This is a genomic window from Mycobacterium sp. NGS16 (assembly GCF_059813225.1).
Genome location: NZ_JCALEE010000005.1, coordinates 116649 through 132558 on the forward strand (window position 1 = coordinate 116649; position 15910 = coordinate 132558).

Below are 15910 nucleotides of genomic sequence, written 5' to 3' on the forward strand. Positions count from 1 at the left end.
CGATGACGACCATGGTTCCCGAGACGGTGGGCGAATCACTCGACCCGCGCGATCCGCTGCTGCGGCTGTCGACGTTCTTCGACGACGGAACCGTGGAACTGCTGCACGAGCGGGACCGTTCGGGAGTGCTGGCCGCTGCCGGCGAGGTCAACGGGGTGCGCACCATCGCGTTCTGTACCGACGGCACCGTCATGGGCGGGGCGATGGGTATCGACGGCTGCGACCACATCGTCAACGCCTACGACACCGCGATCGCCGAGCAGAACCCGATCGTGGGCCTGTGGCACTCCGGCGGAGCCCGGTTGGCCGAAGGGGTCCGCGCCCTGCACGCGGTGGGGCGGGTCTTCGAGGCCATGATCCGGGCTTCGGGCTATGTCCCGCAGATCTCGGTGGTGGTCGGTTTCGCCGCCGGCGGTGCCGCCTACGGCCCGGCCCTCACCGACGTCATCGTGATGGCCCCGGAGGGCCGGGTGTTCGTCACCGGCCCCGACGTGGTGCGCAGCGTCACCGGTGAGGACGTCGACATGGCCGCGCTGGGCGGCCCGGACACCCACCACAAGAAGTCGGGCGTGTGCCACATCGTCGCCGACGACGAGCTCGACGCCTATGAGCGGGGCCGCCGCCTGGTCGGGTTGTTCTGCCAGCAGGGGCATTTCGACCGCAACAAGGCCGAGGCCGGCGAGATCGACCTGCACGCGCTGCTGCCGGAGTCGGCGCGCCGCGCCTACGACGTGCACCCGCTGGTGCAGGGGCTGCTCGACTCGGACGCGCCGTTCGACGAGTTCCAGGCCAAGTGGGCGCCCTCGATGGTGGTCGGGCTGGGCCGGTTGTCGGGTCGCACCGTCGGCGTGCTGGCCAACAACCCGCTGCGGCTGGGCGGCTGCCTGAACTCCGAAAGCGCCGAGAAGGCGGCACGTTTCGTGCGGCTGTGCGACGCGTTCGGGATTCCGCTGATCGTGATCGTCGACGTGCCGGGCTACCTGCCGGGCGTCGGTCAGGAATGGGGTGGCGTGGTGCGCCGAGGCGCCAAGCTGTTGCACGCGTTCGGTGAGGCCACCGTCCCGCGGGTCACCCTGGTCACCCGTAAGACCTACGGCGGGGCCTACATCGCGATGAACTCGCGGTCGTTGGGCGCCACCAAGGTGTTCGCCTGGCCGGACGCCGAGGTCGCGGTGATGGGCGCCAAGGCCGCGGTCGGCATCCTGCACAAGAAGAAGCTGGCCGCCGCGCCCGACCACGAACGCGAAGCGCTGCACGAGGAGCTGGCCGCCGAGCACGAGCGGATCGCCGGTGGCGTGGACTCCGCCATCGACATCGGGGTGGTCGACGAGAAGATCGACCCGTCGCACACCCGCGGCAAGATCACCCAGGCGTTGGCCGAGGCCCCCGCGCGGCGCGGGCGCCACAAGAACATCCCGCTGTAGGCAGTTCCCTTCCCTTCCTCCTTGCCGCGAGCGTGCGTGTTGGCCCGGCGGCACGCCGGCAGCGGTGTGCAAGTGTGCACGCTCGCGGCGCTGACCGGGCTCACCGCGTGGTGTAGCCGCCGTTGGCGAAGAGGGTCTGCCCGGTGATCCAGTGGCCGCCATCGAGCAGGAACACCACCAGCGGCGCGATGTCCTCGATCCGGGTCAAGCGGTTGCCCATCCCCTGCGACTTGTGGAACTCGACGCGCTCCGGGGTCTCCTGCGGGTAGAAGAACGGGGTGTCCATCGGCCCCGGCGCGACACTGTTGACATTGATGCCCCGGGTGCCGAACTCCTTGGCCGCCGCGCGGGTGAAGTGCTCCACGGGGCTCTTGGAGCCCGCGTAGGTCGAGTATCCGTCGGTGAAAGCGCCGAGCAGTGCGGTCACGATCGTGACCACCGAGCCGTTGTCGTTGAGCCGCTTGCCGGCCTGCTGCAGAAAGAAGTAGGCGGACTTGGCGTTGATGTCGAACATCGAATCGTATTCGGCCTCAGAGGTTTCCAGGATCGGCTTGCGCAGCACCTTGCCGACGGTGTTGACCGCGAAGTCCACCCCGCCGAACGCGTCCGCCGCGGCGTCAAACAGCGCGGTGACGTTGGCCGGGCGGGTCAGGTCACCCTGCACCTTGATGGCCTTGGCGCCAGCCTCCTGCACGGCCGCGACGGTCTTGTCGGCGTCGGCTTCGGAGCTGTCGCTGTTGTAGTGCACCGCGACATTGACGCCGCTACGCCCCAGCGTGGTGCTGATCAGTCCGCCGAGGTTCTTGGCCCCCGCCGCCACCACCGCGGATCTGCCCGCAAGATTGCTCATGGTCGTCCCTCCTGTCTCCTGCCACGAACGTAACCCGGCCATGCACAAATGAGAAACAGCGTTCTGCGGGTTATTGACAAGAGTCATTTGTGGATAGCATGAGCCGATGTCCCCGGTCCCGGACCTGCGCCGCCTCACCCACTTCATCGCCGTCGCCGAGTCGGCCGGCTTCACCAGCGCCGCCAAGCAGCTGCACCTGTCGCAGCAGGCGCTGTCGCATTCGGTGCAACAGCTGGAGAAGGAGATCGGCGCGACGCTGCTGGTGCGCTCCGGGCGCCGGATCGCGTTGACTCCGGCCGGCCGGACGCTGATGGACGAGGGCCGAGCCCTGCTGGCGGCGGCCAGAACCCTCACCCAGCACACTCGGGCTGCGGCCAGCGCCGAACCGGATGAGTTCGTCGTCGGGCACTCCCCCGCGATCAGCAATCACGACGTCTACGCCCTGCTCGAGCCGGCAATCGCCGCGTCCCCCGACACGTCGTTCACGGTCGTGCAACTGTTCCCCGACCGGCTCACCGCCGGTGTGCGCGACGGCGATGTGCAGTTGGGACTACGCCGCGCCGTGGTACCCCAGGATCGCCTTGCCGGCGCGGTGATCGGCTACGACCCGCTGCGAGTCGCTGTGCCCGGCAGCCACCCGCTGGCGGACCGGCCCCGGATCAGCATCGCTGACCTGGCCGACGAAGTGATCGCGCTGTGGGCGCCGCCCGGCGCCTCGTATTACAGCGACTTCCTGGTCAACGCCTGTCGGCGCGCCGGATTCGAGCCGCAGTACCGTGTCAGTCGGGTGCAGGGCTGCCCACCCGAAGTGGCAGCGCTGACCGAAAGCGCGGTCGCGTTCGTCACCGCACCGCCGGGACCGGCCGTCGGCGGCGCTGTCACCGTGGTCGATCTCGCCGAACCGCTACTGGTGCCGGTGCAGGCGCTGTGGCAGCCCCACACCAATTCACCGGTCCGGGACCTGATCCTGCGCCAGCGCCCTTGACAACCGGCGCGGCGCACCCAGACAATTCACCCTACGATGAATTCCGCGCGTTAGCCGCAGGCAACCAAAGGGGATACCGATGCCCGGATACCTGGCCGCCCTGGCGCTCGCGCTGTGTCCGGTTCTGGTCGCCGTTCGCCTGATCGTGCTGCGGCGCAGCGGAACCGATGCGCTGCACTTCGGAAGCACGGACAGGAAGGACTTCCTGATCCCGCCGTTTGCGCTGGTCTACTTCTACGTGATCTTCGCCGGGGCCTTCGGATGGCCGCTGGTCGGCTCGCAGCGGTTCTTCGACTCCGATGGCCTCTCCTGGATCGGGGTGGTGCTCTGCTTCAGCGGTCTGCTCATGGTGGTGGCGAGCCTGGTCGCCTTCGGCACCAGCTTCCGCGTCGGCATCGACACCGATCACCCGGACAAGCTGGTGACGTCGGGCGTCTTCGCGATCAGCCGCAATCCCATCTATGTGGGGTTCGGGCTGGTGCTGCTCGGCCAGTTCTTGGTCTTTCCCAGCTGGATTCCGTTGATCTACCTGCTCGCCGCGGTGTGGCTGTTCAACCGTCAGGTGCTGCGCGAGGAATCCTTCATGCGCGAGCACTACGGCCGCGAGTACGCCGAGTACTGCAGCCGGGTCCGCCGCTACCTCTAGCGCCAGCTGTAGCGGCTCGACCCCGAGCCAGGATCACCGTCGACTTCGAGCGTCGAAACCCCGGCGTTCATCCGCTGCAGCCCCAGGTGCGGAACCCGCGTGCCCAGCTCGGCTCAATCGGCGGCCGCGAGAAACTCCCGCGCCGCCTCGACGACGCGCTCGCGGTCGGCGGTTACCAGCCCGATCCGGGTCCGCCGATCCACGATGTCCTCGGCGGTGAGCGCTCCTTCGTGGCTGACCGCGTATTCGAACTCGGCACGGATCACGTCGATCCCGTCGGCCACCGGTTCCCCGGGACGCTCGCAGGTCGCGGCGGCCAGCACGTTGGGCGCCTCCGCGCCGTAGCGCAGCACCAGCGATGGGGGCAGGTCGGCGGTCAGCGCCCGCTGCGATCCCGGGTTGTCCGGGGCACCCACCAGCGGCAGGTCGCGGGTACGGCAGGGCGCGGCGCCCAGCGCCCGCATGCGCTCCGCCCGGTCCAGCACATCTTCAGCCATATGCCGGTACTCGGTCAGCTTGCCGCCGATCACGCTGAGCACCCCGGACTCCGACTCGACGACGGCGTGGTTGCGCGAGACGTCGGCCGTGCGCCCCTCGCCCGTGTCGATCAGCGGCCGCAGCCCCGCGTAGGCGCCGATGACGTCACCGGCGCCCAAGGTGGTTCCCAGCGCGGTGTTGACGGTATCGAGCAGGAAGGACACTTCGCCCGAAGTAGGCTGTGGCACATCGGGAACCGGTCCGGGCGCCTCTTCGTCCGTGAGCCCCAGATAGACCCGGCCGAGCTGTTCGGGCATGGCGAAGACGAACCGGTTCAGTTCGCCCGGGATCGGTACGGTCAGCGCGGCGGTCGGGTTGCCGAAGGCCGACGCGTCGAACACCAGGTGAGTGCCGCGGCTCGGCCGCAGCCGCAAGGCCGGGTCGATATCGGCGGCCCACACCCCGGTCGCGTTGATGACGGCCCGCGCGGTGACGGCGAACGACTCGCCGGAGAGCTGGTCGGTCAGTCGGACCGAGTCGCCACTGGCCTCCGAAGCCGCGGTGTAGGTGAGGATCGTCGCGCCGTGCTGGGCTGCGGTGCGGACCACCGCCGCGACCAACCGGGCGTCGTCGATCAGCTGCCCGTCGTAGGCCAGCAGCCCGCCGTCGAGTCCGTCACGGCGTACGGTGGGCGCCAAGTCGATGACCTGCTCGCGCGAGATCCGTTGCGAGCGGGGCAGTACCGTCGCCGGTGTCCCCGCCAGCCGGCGCAGGACGTCACCGGCGAAGAACCCGGCGCGCACCAGGGCCCGCTCGCGCCCACGCATCGACGCCAGCAAGGGCACCAGCTGCGGCATCGCCCGCACCAGATGAGGCGCGTTGCGGGTCATCAGGATTCCGCGTTCGATCGCGCTGCGCCGCGCGATGCCCACGTTGCCGGTCGCCAGATACCGCAGCCCGCCGTGCACCAGTTTGGAGCTCCACCGGCTGGTGCCGAACGCCAAATCGTGCTTTTCGGCCAGCACCACCCGCAGGCCCCGGGTGGCGGCGTCCAGGGCGATCCCGGCCCCGGTGATCCCGCCGCCGATCACGACGACATCGACGGGCGCACCGTCGGCCAGGGCCGTCAGCTCGGCGGTGCGGCGGGCGGCGTTGAGGGCTGGATCGGATATCACGACAGGTACCTGTTCAGGGTGTAGGTCAGTTCGGCGGCCAGTGCCTGCTCATCCAGGATCGGCGCGACGATCTGCGCCGACTGAATCGCCGACTGGGTGATCAGCAGGCACATCGCGGCGAGCTGACGCGGGTCGCCCGCCCGCACCCCGCCGCCCCGCTGGGCATCAGCGAGCTCGGTGGCCACCAGGTCGATCAGGCGCCGCTGGCTGGCACCCATCCGCTCGGCGATGTAGACCATGGCCAAATCCGGCGCGTGATGCAGCACCTGCATGACCACCTCGTCGTGGCGCAGCCGCCCGGCCACCGTGACGATGCGGTCGACCAGCGCCTCGCGTCCGGCGCCGGCTTGCGCCAGCCCCGTCCAGGCCTCGGTGATCCGCGCGGTGAGCAGCGCGGCGATCACCGATCGACTGTCGGGCCAGCGCCGGTAGACGGTAGGACGGCTGACCCCGGCACGGCGCGCGATCGCCGCCAACGTCACCCGCTCGACGCCGAGCGCGAGCAGACAGCTCGCGGCAGCGTCGAGGATCCGCTCGCCCACATCGACGCGCTCGTCATTACTGGTTGACAGCATATGTAATACTGTAACGCATGACTCCGTCTGACGCCCAGGATGCCCTCCTTCCGCCGATGAAGTGGAACGCCTGGGGCGACCCCGCGGCGGCCAAACCGCTGTCCGACGGCATCCGCCAGCTGCTGAAGGCGGCACTCGGGATCGAGGGCGCCGCCGCCGCCGAAGCCGACCCTGCTCAGGTGCCGCTGCGGCCGTCGGCGTTGGCCGACCCGGACCAACAGGCCCTTGCGGCGATCGTCGGCAAGGAGTTCTGCCGGGTCGATCAGGTCGGCCGGCTGCTGCGAGCCGGAGGCAAGTCCACCCTGGATCTGCTGCGGCGCAACAGCTCCGGGCCGCAGGATGCTCCTGACGCGGTGTTGCTGCCCGCCACCGACGACGAGGTCGCGGAGATCTTGAGCTACTGCAGTCGGCGCGGCATCGCGGTGGTCCCGTTCGGCGGCGGCACCAGCGTCGTCGGCGGGCTCGACCCGATCCGCAACTCCTTCCAGGCCGTGGTCTCGCTGGACCTGCGCCGCTTCAAGGAGCTGATCCGCCTCGACGAGGTCTCCGGGGAGGCGGAATTCGGCGCCGGGGTCACCGGGCCGGAGGCCGAACGGTTGCTCGGCGAACACGGCTTCTCGCTCGGCCACTTTCCGCAGAGCTTCCAGTTCGCGACCCTCGGCGGATTTGCCGCCACCCGTTCGTCGGGCCAGGATTCGGCCGGCTACGGCCGGTTCGACGACATGGTCCGCGGCCTGCGGATGGTCACCCCGGCCGGGGTGCTGGACTTGGGGCGCGCCCCAGCGTCGGCGGCCGGACCGGACCTGCGTCAGCTGCTGATCGGCTCGGAGGGGGTGTTCGGCGTCATCACCCGGGTCCGGGTCCGGGTGCATCCGCTGCCGGCGACCACCCGTTACGAGGCGTGGTCGTTTCCCGACTTCGCCACCGGGGCTACGGCGCTGCGTGCCATCACCCAGACCGGAACCGGCCCGACGGTCGTCCGGCTCTCCGACGAGGCCGAGACCGGCGTCAACCTGGCCAGCACAGAGCAGATCGGCGAGCAGCAGATCACCGGCGGCTGCCTGGCGATCACCCTGTTCGAGGGAACCGCCGAACACGCCGAGAGCCGGCACGCCGAAACTCAGGCGCTGTTGGCCGCGCACGGCGGAACCTCGTTGGGTGAGGGGCCGGCGCGGGCCTGGGAGCACGGCCGGTTCTCCGCGCCGTACCTGCGGGATTCGCTGCTGGCCGCCGGGGCGCTGTGCGAAACGCTGGAGACCGCCACCAACTGGTCCAACCTTCCCGCGCTCAAGGCCGCTGTCACCGAGGCCCTGACCACCGCGCTGGCCGACAGCGGCACTCCCGCCCTGGTGCTGTGCCACATCTCGCACGTCTACCCGACCGGCGCGTCGTTGTACTTCACCGTCGTCGCCGGGCAGCGCGGCAATCCGATCGAGCAGTGGCGTGCAGCGAAAACCGCTGCAAGCGAGGCGATCATGCGCACCGGGGGTACCATCACCCACCACCATGCCGTCGGCGCCGACCACCGCCCGTGGATGGGCGACGAGGTGGGCGAGCTGGGCGTGCAGGTGCTGCGGGCGGTGAAGGCCACCCTGGATCCGGCCGGAATCCTCAACCCCGGCAAGCTGATCCCGTGACGCGCCGCATCGGCCGGGTCACGTTGTTGACCAATCCGGCGGCCGGGCACGGCAACGCGCGGCACGCGGCCGAGCGGGCCCTCGCCCGTTTCCAGCAGCGCGGTGTGGACGTCAACCACATCGTCGGCGCCGATCCCCGTCACGCCCGGCAGTTGCTCGACGAGGCACTGGCTGCGGGCACCGACGCGGTGGTGGTGGCCGGCGGCGACGGCGTCATCTCGCTGGCACTGCAGGCGCTGGCGCTCGGTGACGTGCCGCTGGGCATCATCCCGGCCGGCACCGGCAACGATCACGCCCGCGAATACGGTTTGCCCACCGGTGATCCCGAGGCGGCCGCCGACATCGTCGTCGACGGCCGGACAGAGACGGTCGACCTGGGCCGGATCACCCCCGACGACGCCGCCCCGTCCTGGTTCGGCACCGTCATGGCGGCCGGATTCGACTCATTGGTCAGCGATCGCGTCAACCGGATGCGCTGGCCGCACGGGCGGATGCGCTACAACCTGGCCATGGTGGCCGAGATGTCCAAGCTGCGTCTGCTGCCGTTCCGGCTCACCTTCGACGACGACGAGCCGCTGGACATCGATCTGACGCTGGCGGCGTTCGGCAACACCCGCAGTTACGGCGGCGGTATGCGGATCTGCCCGGGGGCCGACCACTCCGACGGACTACTCGACGTCACCATGGTGCACTCGGACTCCCGCACCAAGCTGATCCGGCTGTTTCCCACCGTGTTCAAGGGCACCCATGTGCAGCTGGAGGAGGTGAGCACCCGGCGGGCCACCTCAGTGCGGGTGGAGTGCCCCGGCATCAACGCCTACGCCGATGGGGACTTCGTGGCCCCGCTGCCGGTGACGGTGTCGGCGGTGCCGGGCGCACTGCAGATCCTGCGTCGCCCCTGACGGGCGAACAGGCGCGTAAGCCCCTGCACTGGGCGCAACTCCCGCCGGCACGAGACCGTTCGCGCGGGCAACTCAGCCCACGCCGCGGCTGAGCCAGGACACCTCCGCGCCGTCGCCGCCGTCGCGGAAGGCCTCCAGGGCCTCGTCCCAGGCGGTACCCAGCACGGTTTCCAGCTCGGCGGCCAACGCGTCGGCGCCGGCGGCCATCATGGTGCGCAGGCGATTCTCGCCGACCATCACGTCACCGTTGGCGCTCATCGCCCCGCTCCACAGACCCAGCTGGGGGGTGTGGCTGAACCGCTGGCCGTCGACCCCGGCGCTGGGGTCCTCGGTGACCTCGAAGCGCAACACCGACCAGGAGCGCAGCGCACTGGCCAGGCGAGCGCCGGTACCCACCGGCCCGACCCAGTTGACCACCGCGCGCAGCTGCCCGGGCATGGCCGGCTGCGGCGTCCAGTTGAGCTTGGCCTGGGCATTCAACGTCGAGGTCAGCGCCCACTCGACATGCGGGCACACCGCCGCGGGCGACGCGTGGATGTACACCACGCCGCTGGTCACGTCGGCGAATTGATTCGTCGCGCGCATCAGTTGCTCCTTCGGATCCACGAGGGACGTCTTCCCCAACGGCCTGGTGGAACCCTGCGGAGCGCTGGTGCCGCGAAAACTCCGGTTTATTTAGTGTCGTATGTGTCTATTGTGCCTCGTGAGACGCCTGTTGGCTAGTCCCGGCCGTACTCCGACACCACCGCGTCGGCCAGCTCCGGCCATCGGCCCGTCACCCAGTCGCCGAAGTCCCGGTCGGTGAGCACCACCAGCGCCCGCTCGATCGCCGGATCGGCCCAGATCAGCGTGCCCGACTGACCGAAATGGCCGTAGGTTCGCGCCGAGTTGGCCGTGCCGGTCCAGTGGGGCGACTTGCCGTCGCGGATCTCGAACCCCAGCCCCCAGTCGTTCGGCCGCTGCGGCCCATAACCGGGTAGCACGCCGTCCAGCCCGGGGAACTGCACGGTAGTGGCCTCGGCGTGCAGCTGCGGCGATACCGTGACCGGCGCCAGCAGGTCGCCGGCGAACGCGGCCAGGTCGGCGACGGTCGAGGTCGCCCCGAACCCGGCCGCCGCGGCACCGCCGTCCAGCCGGCTCGCCGACATCCCCAGCGGCTCGAACACCGCCTCGGTCAGGTAGCGGCCGAACTCGATTCCGGACGCGTCCTGCACCACCTGGGCCAGCACCGCAAAGCCGTGATTGGAGTACACCCGCCGGGCTCCCGGCTTGGCCAGCACCCGATCGGAGTCCGGCGAGAGCCCCGAGGCGTGCGCGAGCAGATGGCGCACCGTCGCGCCGGGCGGCCCGGCCGGGGTGTCCAACTCCACGGCCCCCTCCTCAACGGCGACCTGCACCGCCCGGGCGACCAGGGGCTTGGTCACCGACGCCAGGTAGAACACCCGCGTCGTATCGCCGTGACTGGCCAGCACGCCCTGGGGGCCGATGACGGCGGCCGCCGCATGGTCAACAGGCCAGTCGTCGAGAGCGGCCAGGGCTTCGGAGGCGGACATCGCAGCCAGCCTAACGGCGGGCATGGCGACCACCGCGCAGCACGGACCTGACTGCGCAGGTCAAACAAATGTCCGCAGATGTCAAGACTTCGCGCCCGGCGCGGGCCATGCTGGAGCGGCACCCCGCGGAAGGAACACCCGTGAACTTTGACACCGTGATACGCAACGGCCGGTGGTTTGACGGCACCGGCGCCCCATCGGCGATCCGCAACATCGGCATCCGCGACGGGCACATCGCCGCGATCGCCGCCGAACCGCTCGACGAGACAGGCTGCGGCCAGGTGATCGATGCCGCCGGCCAATGGGTGCTGCCCGGGCTGATCGACATCCACACCCACTACGACGTCGAGATACTCGTCGCCCCATCGCTGTCGGAGTCGCTGCGACACGGAGTCACGACCGTCCTGGTGGGCTCCTGCTCGTTGTCCACCATCCACGTCGACGGCCAAGATGCCGGGGACCTGTTCGGCCGAGTGGAGGCCATCCCGCGCCAGTATGTGGTCGACACGATCGATCGGTTCAAGACCTGGTCGAGCTGTGCGGATTACATCGCCGCCCTCGAGCGGCTGCCGCTGGGCCCGAATATCGCAGCGTTCATCGGGCATTCGGACATGCGCGCCGCGACTATGGGACTCGACCGCGCCACCCGTTCCGACGTTCGGCCCACCGCGGCCGAGCAGGCCCGGATGGAGCAGATGCTGGACGAGGCGCTGCAGGCGGGGTTCGTCGGAATGTCTTCCCAGCAGCTGCTTTTCGACAAGATGGACGGCGATATCTGCCGCTCACGCACCCTGCCGTCCACCTATGCCAAGCCCAAAGAACTGCGCCGGCTCAAGGCCAAATTGCGCCGCAGCGGGCGGATTCTGCAGGCCGGCCCGGACGTCAAAAATCCGTTCGACATCGTGTCCCAGCTGGCCCAGGCCCTCGGGATCTTCCGCCGCCCGCTCAAGACCAGCCTGCTGGCCGCCGCCGACGTCAAGAGCAACCCGCTGGCGATCCCCGCGATGGTCCAGGCGTCACGGATGCTGAGCAAGCTCGGCGCCGATTTCCGCTGGCAGCACCTGCCGGTGCCCTTCGAGGTGTACGCCGACGGCATCGACCTGGTGATCTTCGAGGAGTTCGGCTCGGGCGCCGAAGCGCTGCACCTGCGGGAATCGGTCGAGCGTGACGAGCTGATGCGCGACCAGTCCTACCGCCGACGCTTCCGGAAAGACTACGAAAACAAGTACGGCCCGCGAGTCTGGCATCGCGACTTCTTCGACGCCGAGATCGTCGACTGCCCCGACGCGTCGGTGATCGGGAAGTCGTTCGGGCAGGTCGGAGTCGAGCGCGGCGGCGCGCATCCCGTCGACGCCTTCCTCGACCTGGTGCTCGAACACGGCACCGCCCTGCGCTGGCACACCACGATCTCCAACCACCGGCCCGAGGTGCTCAAGAAACTCGCCGCCGAACCCGGCATCCAGATGGGCTTCTCCGACGCGGGCGCGCACCTGCGCAACATGGCGTTCTACAACATGGGCTTGCGGTTGCTGCGCCACGTCCTCGATGCCGAGCAGGCCGGTCAGGCGTTCCTGACCGTCGAGCAGGCGGTGCACCGGCTGACCGGCGAACTGGCCGACTGGTATCGGATCGACGCCGGCCACCTCCGAATCGGCGACCGCGCCGACGTGCTGGTCGTCGACCCGGGTCACCTCGACGCCACCTTGGACGCCTACGCCGAGGAGCCCTTCGCGGCCTACGGCGGAATGTCGCGCATGGTCAACCGCAACGACGACGCCGTCACCGCCGTCTTGGTCTCCGGGCGCGCCGTGGTCCTCGACGGACAACCCACCTCGGTCTGCGGCACGCAACGCACCGGAAGCTTTCTGCGTGCCGAAACCCGCACCCGCGCGGTCGCCGCGCAAGCCACAGCGCCGGGCGCCGCACCGGGCACCTAAGGTTGACCCCATGAGTCAGACAGTGCGCGGCGTGATCTCCCGTGAGAAGGGCAAGCCGGTCGAGGTGACCGACATCGTCATCCCCGACCCCGGGCCCAACGACGTCGTTGTGGCCGTCACCGCCTGCGGGGTATGCCACACCGACCTGACCTACCGGGACGGCGGCATCAACGACAGCTACCCGTTCCTACTGGGACACGAGGCCGCCGGCACCGTCGAGACGGTGGGATCGGCGGTGACCGCAGTGGCCCCCGGCGATTTCGTGGTGCTGAATTGGCGCGCGGTGTGCGGACAGTGCCGGGCCTGCAAGCGTGGCCGCCCGCACCTGTGCTTCGACACCTTCAACGCGTCGGTGCCGATGACCCTGACCGACGGCACCGAGCTCACCCCGGCGCTGGGTATCGGGGCGTTCGCCGACAAGACCCTGGTGCATGAAGGCCAGTGCACCAAGGTCGATTCGGCCGCGGATCCGGCCGTCGCCGGGCTGCTGGGCTGCGGGGTGATGGCCGGCCTGGGCGCGGCGATCAACACCGCCTGCGTCACCCGTGATGACACCGTGGCGGTGATCGGCTGCGGTGGCGTCGGTGACGCCGCGATCGCCGGGGCGGCCCTGGTCGGCGCGAAGAAGATCATCGCTGTGGACACCGATGACACCAAGCTTTCCTGGGCCCGCGAGTTCGGCGCGACCGACACCATCAACGCCCGCACCCAGGACACGGTCGAGTCCATCCAGGACCTCACCGACGGGTTCGGCGCCGATGTGGTGATCGATGCGGTCGGGCGCCCGGAGACCTGGAAGCAGGCGTTCTACGCGCGTGATCTGGCCGGAACGGTTGTGCTGGTGGGCGTTCCGACGCCGGACATGCGCCTGGACATGCCGCTGATCGACTTCTTCTCCCGCGGCGGGTCGCTGAAGTCCTCGTGGTACGGCGACTGCCTTCCCGAACGCGACTTCCCCACCCTGATCAGCCTGTACCTGCAGGGCCGACTGCCGCTGGAGAAGTTCGTCTCCGAACGCATCGGCCTCGACGACGTCGAGGAGGCCTTCCACAAGATGCACGACGGCAAGGTGCTGCGGTCGGTGGTGGTGCTGTGAGCGGCTCGATCCAGCGTGTCGTCACCCATGGCACCTTCGAACTCGACGGCGGCAGTTGGGAAGTCGACAACAACATCTGGATCGTCGGGGACGACGCGGAGGTGGTGGTCTTCGATGCCGCGCATGACGCGGCTCCGATCCTCGACGCGGTCGGCGGGCGCAGGGTGACGGCGGTGGTGTGTACGCACGGCCACAACGATCACATCACGGTGGCGCCGGAGCTCGGCGAAGCCCTCGACGCCCCGGTGCTGCTGCATCCAGCCGATGACATGTTGTGGCGGATGACGCATCCGGACAAGAACTTCGAGCCGATCTCGGAGAATCAGACGCTGCGGGTGGCCGGCACCGAGATCCGGGCCCTGCACACTCCCGGGCACTCGCCGGGCTCGGTGTGCTGGTACGCGCCGGATCTGGGCGCGGTGTTCAGCGGCGACACCCTGTTCTCCGGCGGCCCGGGGGCGACCGGGCGCTCGTTCTCGGACTTTCCGACGATCCTGGCGTCGATCTCGGGGCAGCTCGGCAAACTGCCGGCCGACACCGTCGTCTACACCGGCCACGGCGACAGCACCCGTATCGGTGACGAGCTGGTGCACTACGACGACTGGGTGGCCCGCGGCCACTGACGATGCACCGCGAGGACGAGCGGTGCGGAGGAAGTGGCCCATCCCGCCCGGCCACTGACGATGCACCGCGAGGAACGAGCGGTGCGGAGGAAGTGGCCAATTTGGCCCGGCCACTGACGATGCACCGCGAGGAACGAGCGGTGCGGAGGAAGTGGCCAATTTGGCCCGGCCCACTGACCCTCAGCGTTCGTCGAGGATTCGCCGCTTCTCCGCCTCGAACTCAGCCTGCGTCAAGGCGCCGCAATCGCGCAGTGCGGTAATCGTTTTGAGCTGCTCGATGCGGACGCCTTCGCCGTCGGGCACGAATCCCGCCGCGGCCGGCGCCGGGCGGCGACCACGGGCCGGCCAGTATCGCGCCCCGATCAAACCCACGACGCCGATCCCGAACACCGCTGCGAACACCCACCCCAGCGACCCGTAGGCACTGGGCGCACCGAACGCCAGCCGCGGAGCGATGAATCCGCCGACCTGCCCGTCAGCGGTGATCTGATAGTCGCCCGCCGCCGCCACCCGCATCCGCCACAGCCGCCGCCGGGTGTCGTTGTTGACCGTCGTGGTGACCCCGATGCTCTCGGTGAACTCCGGTTCGGCGACCCCGACCGGTGGTTCCGCGCGCAGGCTCAGCGGCGGCACCGGCAGGCCGCCGCCGCTGGGACTGGAGATCACCCGGGTATGCAGGCTCACCGTCACCTCACCCGCGGGCAGCCAGACATTGCCTGCCCCCGGGATCGGCACTTCGCCGTACGCGTTGTAGCGGTCGAGCACGAACACGTTGAGGGCCAGCGCAACCAGGAAGCCGACAACCCCGACGATCATCAGAACCACCGAGACCAGGACGGGCCCTCGCCGGACCGTCCGCGCAGCGCTCATTCGGGCAGTGTGCCACGCCGGCCACATTCGCTACCGTCGGAGCTGTCGGCAAAACCTGCGGCGGCCGGAGGTGTGCATGCGAGAGTCGAGCATCGTCGTCCGCCCGGAGCCCGCCGGAACCCCGTCGAGGCGCTTGCAGGCGGCCGGTCTGACCCATGCCACCAATGTGTTCGAGCAGCTGGCGGCCACGGTTCCGCTGCCCCGCGCCCCGCGCCCGATCGTCGTCGCCGACTACGGCGCCGCCACCGGCTACAACTCCTTGCTCCCGATCGGCGCCGCCATCGCGGCCTTCCGCCGCCGCACCCGGCCCGACCACGCCGTGCTGGTCACCCACACCGACCTGCCCGACAACGACTTCACCGCGCTGTTCAGCACGCTCGCCGACGATCCGGACAGCTACACCCGCAAGGACGCGGCCAGCTTCCCCTCGGCGATAGGCCGGTCGTTTTACGCCCAGATCCTGCCGTCGCAGAGCGTCAATCTGGGCTGGACCTCCTGGGCGACGATGTGGTTGCGCCGGCCCGCCGCCGACCTGCCCGAATTCGATGACCACGTCCATGTCGTGCACAGCGACGACGCCGACGCGCGCCGCGAGTACGCCCGCCGGGCCGCCCAGGACTGGCATGACTTCCTGGCCTTCCGCGGCCGGGAACTGGCCCCGGGCGGCAAGCTGTTGGTGCTCACCGCTGGGGTCGACGCGCAGGGCCGGTCCGGCTACCAGCCGGTGCTCGACGCGATCGTCGCGGTGCTGCACGAGCAGGTCCGCGAGGGCCTGCTGAGCCGCGAGGAGATCGCCCGGATGACGATCCCGGTGCTCGGCCGCAGCGAGAAGGAGCTCCGCGCGCCGTTCGCCCCGGCCGGGCGGTTCGAGGCGCTGACGATCGAGCGGTTGGAGGTGTTCGACGCCGAGGACCGGTTCTGGGACCGCTATCTGCTCGACGGCGACGCCGACGCGCTCGGCGGCCAGTGGGCCACCTTCACCAGCGCCGCGATCTTTCCCACCCTGGCCGCGGCCTTGGCCGGCGGGGCCGACGACCCGCGGGCCACCGAGTTCATGCAGCGCCTGGAAGCCGGGATCGCCACCCGGCTGGCGAGCAGCCCCCAGCAGGTACAGATTCCGTTGGCGCTGGCGGTGCTGGCCAAACGCGCGGCGCAGTAAA

Annotated in this window: 15 protein-coding genes; 9 read left to right on the forward strand and 6 right to left on the reverse strand. The window is 69.7% G+C overall.

The genetic code is table 11. The features are described from left to right. Positions 1-2: 2 nt before the first annotated feature. On the forward strand, positions 3-1424 hold the full coding sequence (locus AC5Y4Q_RS14140; RefSeq protein ID WP_064920782.1) for an acyl-CoA carboxylase subunit beta: 1422 nt from the start codon (positions 3-5) through the stop codon (positions 1422-1424). Positions 1425-1524: 100 nt separating this feature from the next. Here AC5Y4Q_RS14140 and AC5Y4Q_RS14145 read toward each other — a convergent pair whose 3' ends face one another. Then, entirely contained in the window at positions 1525-2274 is a 750-nt protein-coding gene (locus tag AC5Y4Q_RS14145) for an SDR family oxidoreductase (RefSeq protein WP_064920783.1), read from the reverse strand. Positions 2275-2380: 106 nt separating this feature from the next. Between AC5Y4Q_RS14145 and AC5Y4Q_RS14150 the strand changes: the two genes are divergently transcribed. Beyond that, positions 2381-3259 carry a LysR family transcriptional regulator gene (locus AC5Y4Q_RS14150; RefSeq protein ID WP_064920784.1) on the forward strand — a complete coding sequence of 293 codons (879 nt, stop codon included), beginning with the start codon at positions 2381-2383 and terminating at the stop codon, positions 3257-3259. A gap of 79 nt (positions 3260-3338) precedes the next feature. Continuing rightward, the gene (locus AC5Y4Q_RS14155) at positions 3339-3905 is read left to right on the forward strand and encodes a methyltransferase family protein (protein WP_064920785.1); all 567 of its coding nucleotides are present in this window, start codon (positions 3339-3341) and stop codon (positions 3903-3905) included. Positions 3906-4018: 113 nt separating this feature from the next. Here the strand turns inward: AC5Y4Q_RS14155 and AC5Y4Q_RS14160 are convergent, their stop codons facing one another. Both AC5Y4Q_RS14160 and AC5Y4Q_RS14165 read right to left on the reverse strand, forming a co-directional pair. Continuing rightward, entirely contained in the window at positions 4019-5557 is a 1539-nt protein-coding gene (locus AC5Y4Q_RS14160) for a glycerol-3-phosphate dehydrogenase/oxidase (protein ID WP_064920786.1), read from the reverse strand. Next, entirely contained in the window at positions 5554-6132 is a 579-nt protein-coding gene (locus AC5Y4Q_RS14165) for a TetR/AcrR family transcriptional regulator (RefSeq protein WP_064920787.1), read from the reverse strand. Before AC5Y4Q_RS14165 ends, AC5Y4Q_RS14160 begins: the two co-directional genes overlap by 4 nt. 56 nt (positions 6133-6188) lie before the next feature. Here AC5Y4Q_RS14165 and AC5Y4Q_RS14170 point away from each other — a divergent pair, with 56 nt between their 5' ends. Together AC5Y4Q_RS14170 and AC5Y4Q_RS14175 are read left to right on the forward strand one after the other, a co-directional pair. Next, positions 6189-7769, forward strand: a complete 1581-nt coding sequence (locus tag AC5Y4Q_RS14170) for an FAD-binding oxidoreductase (protein ID WP_342707967.1) — start codon at positions 6189-6191, stop codon at positions 7767-7769. Next, on the forward strand, positions 7766-8671 hold the full coding sequence (locus AC5Y4Q_RS14175) for a diacylglycerol kinase (protein ID WP_082952513.1): 906 nt from the start codon (positions 7766-7768) through the stop codon (positions 8669-8671). The genes AC5Y4Q_RS14170 and AC5Y4Q_RS14175 overlap by 4 nt, the downstream gene beginning before the upstream one ends. A gap of 72 nt (positions 8672-8743) precedes the next feature. Here the strand turns inward: AC5Y4Q_RS14175 and AC5Y4Q_RS14180 are convergent, their stop codons facing one another. Both AC5Y4Q_RS14180 and AC5Y4Q_RS14185 read right to left on the reverse strand, forming a co-directional pair. Further along, the gene (locus AC5Y4Q_RS14180; RefSeq protein WP_043337966.1) at positions 8744-9256 is read right to left on the reverse strand and encodes a DUF3145 domain-containing protein; all 513 of its coding nucleotides are present in this window, start codon (positions 9254-9256) and stop codon (positions 8744-8746) included. A 134-nt stretch (positions 9257-9390) separates the two neighbouring features. Beyond that, positions 9391-10224: a serine hydrolase domain-containing protein gene (locus tag AC5Y4Q_RS14185; RefSeq protein ID WP_064920789.1), complete on the reverse strand. Its 834-nt coding sequence runs from the start codon at positions 10222-10224 to the stop codon at positions 9391-9393. A gap of 107 nt (positions 10225-10331) precedes the next feature. Between AC5Y4Q_RS14185 and AC5Y4Q_RS14190 the strand changes: the two genes are divergently transcribed. The 3 genes from AC5Y4Q_RS14190 to AC5Y4Q_RS14200 are packed head-to-tail and all read left to right on the forward strand — an operon-like array spanning position 10332 to position 13880. Next, a complete protein-coding gene (locus tag AC5Y4Q_RS14190) occupies positions 10332-12161 on the forward strand; it encodes an N-acyl-D-amino-acid deacylase family protein (protein ID WP_064920802.1) in 1830 nt (609 codons plus the stop codon). Positions 12162-12171: 10 nt separating this feature from the next. Beyond that, positions 12172-13257 carry an S-(hydroxymethyl)mycothiol dehydrogenase gene (locus AC5Y4Q_RS14195; RefSeq protein ID WP_064920790.1) on the forward strand — a complete coding sequence of 362 codons (1086 nt, stop codon included), beginning with the start codon at positions 12172-12174 and terminating at the stop codon, positions 13255-13257. Continuing rightward, positions 13254-13880 (forward strand): MBL fold metallo-hydrolase, encoded by a 627-nt coding sequence (locus AC5Y4Q_RS14200; RefSeq protein WP_064920791.1) that lies wholly within the window; start codon positions 13254-13256, stop codon positions 13878-13880. Before AC5Y4Q_RS14195 ends, AC5Y4Q_RS14200 begins: the two co-directional genes overlap by 4 nt. A gap of 180 nt (positions 13881-14060) precedes the next feature. Here the strand turns inward: AC5Y4Q_RS14200 and AC5Y4Q_RS14205 are convergent, their stop codons facing one another. Beyond that, entirely contained in the window at positions 14061-14750 is a 690-nt protein-coding gene (locus tag AC5Y4Q_RS14205) for an SHOCT domain-containing protein (protein WP_064920792.1), read from the reverse strand. Between the two features lie 76 nt (positions 14751-14826). Between AC5Y4Q_RS14205 and AC5Y4Q_RS14210 the strand changes: the two genes are divergently transcribed. Beyond that, on the forward strand, positions 14827-15909 hold the full coding sequence (locus tag AC5Y4Q_RS14210) for a class I SAM-dependent methyltransferase (RefSeq protein WP_064920793.1): 1083 nt from the start codon (positions 14827-14829) through the stop codon (positions 15907-15909). Position 15910: the final 1 nt, after the last annotated feature.

Coding starts and splice junctions, on each gene's coding strand:
- AC5Y4Q_RS14210 (WP_064920793.1), top strand. CDS start 14,827: ATGCGAGAGTCGAGCATCGTCGTCCGCCCGGAGCCCGCCGGAACCCCG.
- AC5Y4Q_RS14145 (WP_064920783.1), bottom strand. CDS start 2,274: ATGAGCAATCTTGCGGGCAGATCCGCGGTGGTGGCGGCGGGGGCCAAG.
- AC5Y4Q_RS14190 (WP_064920802.1), top strand. CDS start 10,332: ATGCTGGAGCGGCACCCCGCGGAAGGAACACCCGTGAACTTTGACACC.
- AC5Y4Q_RS14185 (WP_064920789.1), bottom strand. CDS start 10,224: ATGTCCGCCTCCGAAGCCCTGGCCGCTCTCGACGACTGGCCTGTTGAC.
- AC5Y4Q_RS14205 (WP_064920792.1), bottom strand. CDS start 14,750: ATGAGCGCTGCGCGGACGGTCCGGCGAGGGCCCGTCCTGGTCTCGGTG.
- AC5Y4Q_RS14155 (WP_064920785.1), top strand. CDS start 3,339: ATGCCCGGATACCTGGCCGCCCTGGCGCTCGCGCTGTGTCCGGTTCTG.
- AC5Y4Q_RS14195 (WP_064920790.1), top strand. CDS start 12,172: ATGAGTCAGACAGTGCGCGGCGTGATCTCCCGTGAGAAGGGCAAGCCG.
- AC5Y4Q_RS14180 (WP_043337966.1), bottom strand. CDS start 9,256: ATGCGCGCGACGAATCAATTCGCCGACGTGACCAGCGGCGTGGTGTAC.
- AC5Y4Q_RS14170 (WP_342707967.1), top strand. CDS start 6,189: ATGAAGTGGAACGCCTGGGGCGACCCCGCGGCGGCCAAACCGCTGTCC.
- AC5Y4Q_RS14165 (WP_064920787.1), bottom strand. CDS start 6,132: ATGCTGTCAACCAGTAATGACGAGCGCGTCGATGTGGGCGAGCGGATC.
- AC5Y4Q_RS14140 (WP_064920782.1), top strand. CDS start 3: ATGACGACCATGGTTCCCGAGACGGTGGGCGAATCACTCGACCCGCGC.
- AC5Y4Q_RS14150 (WP_064920784.1), top strand. CDS start 2,381: ATGTCCCCGGTCCCGGACCTGCGCCGCCTCACCCACTTCATCGCCGTC.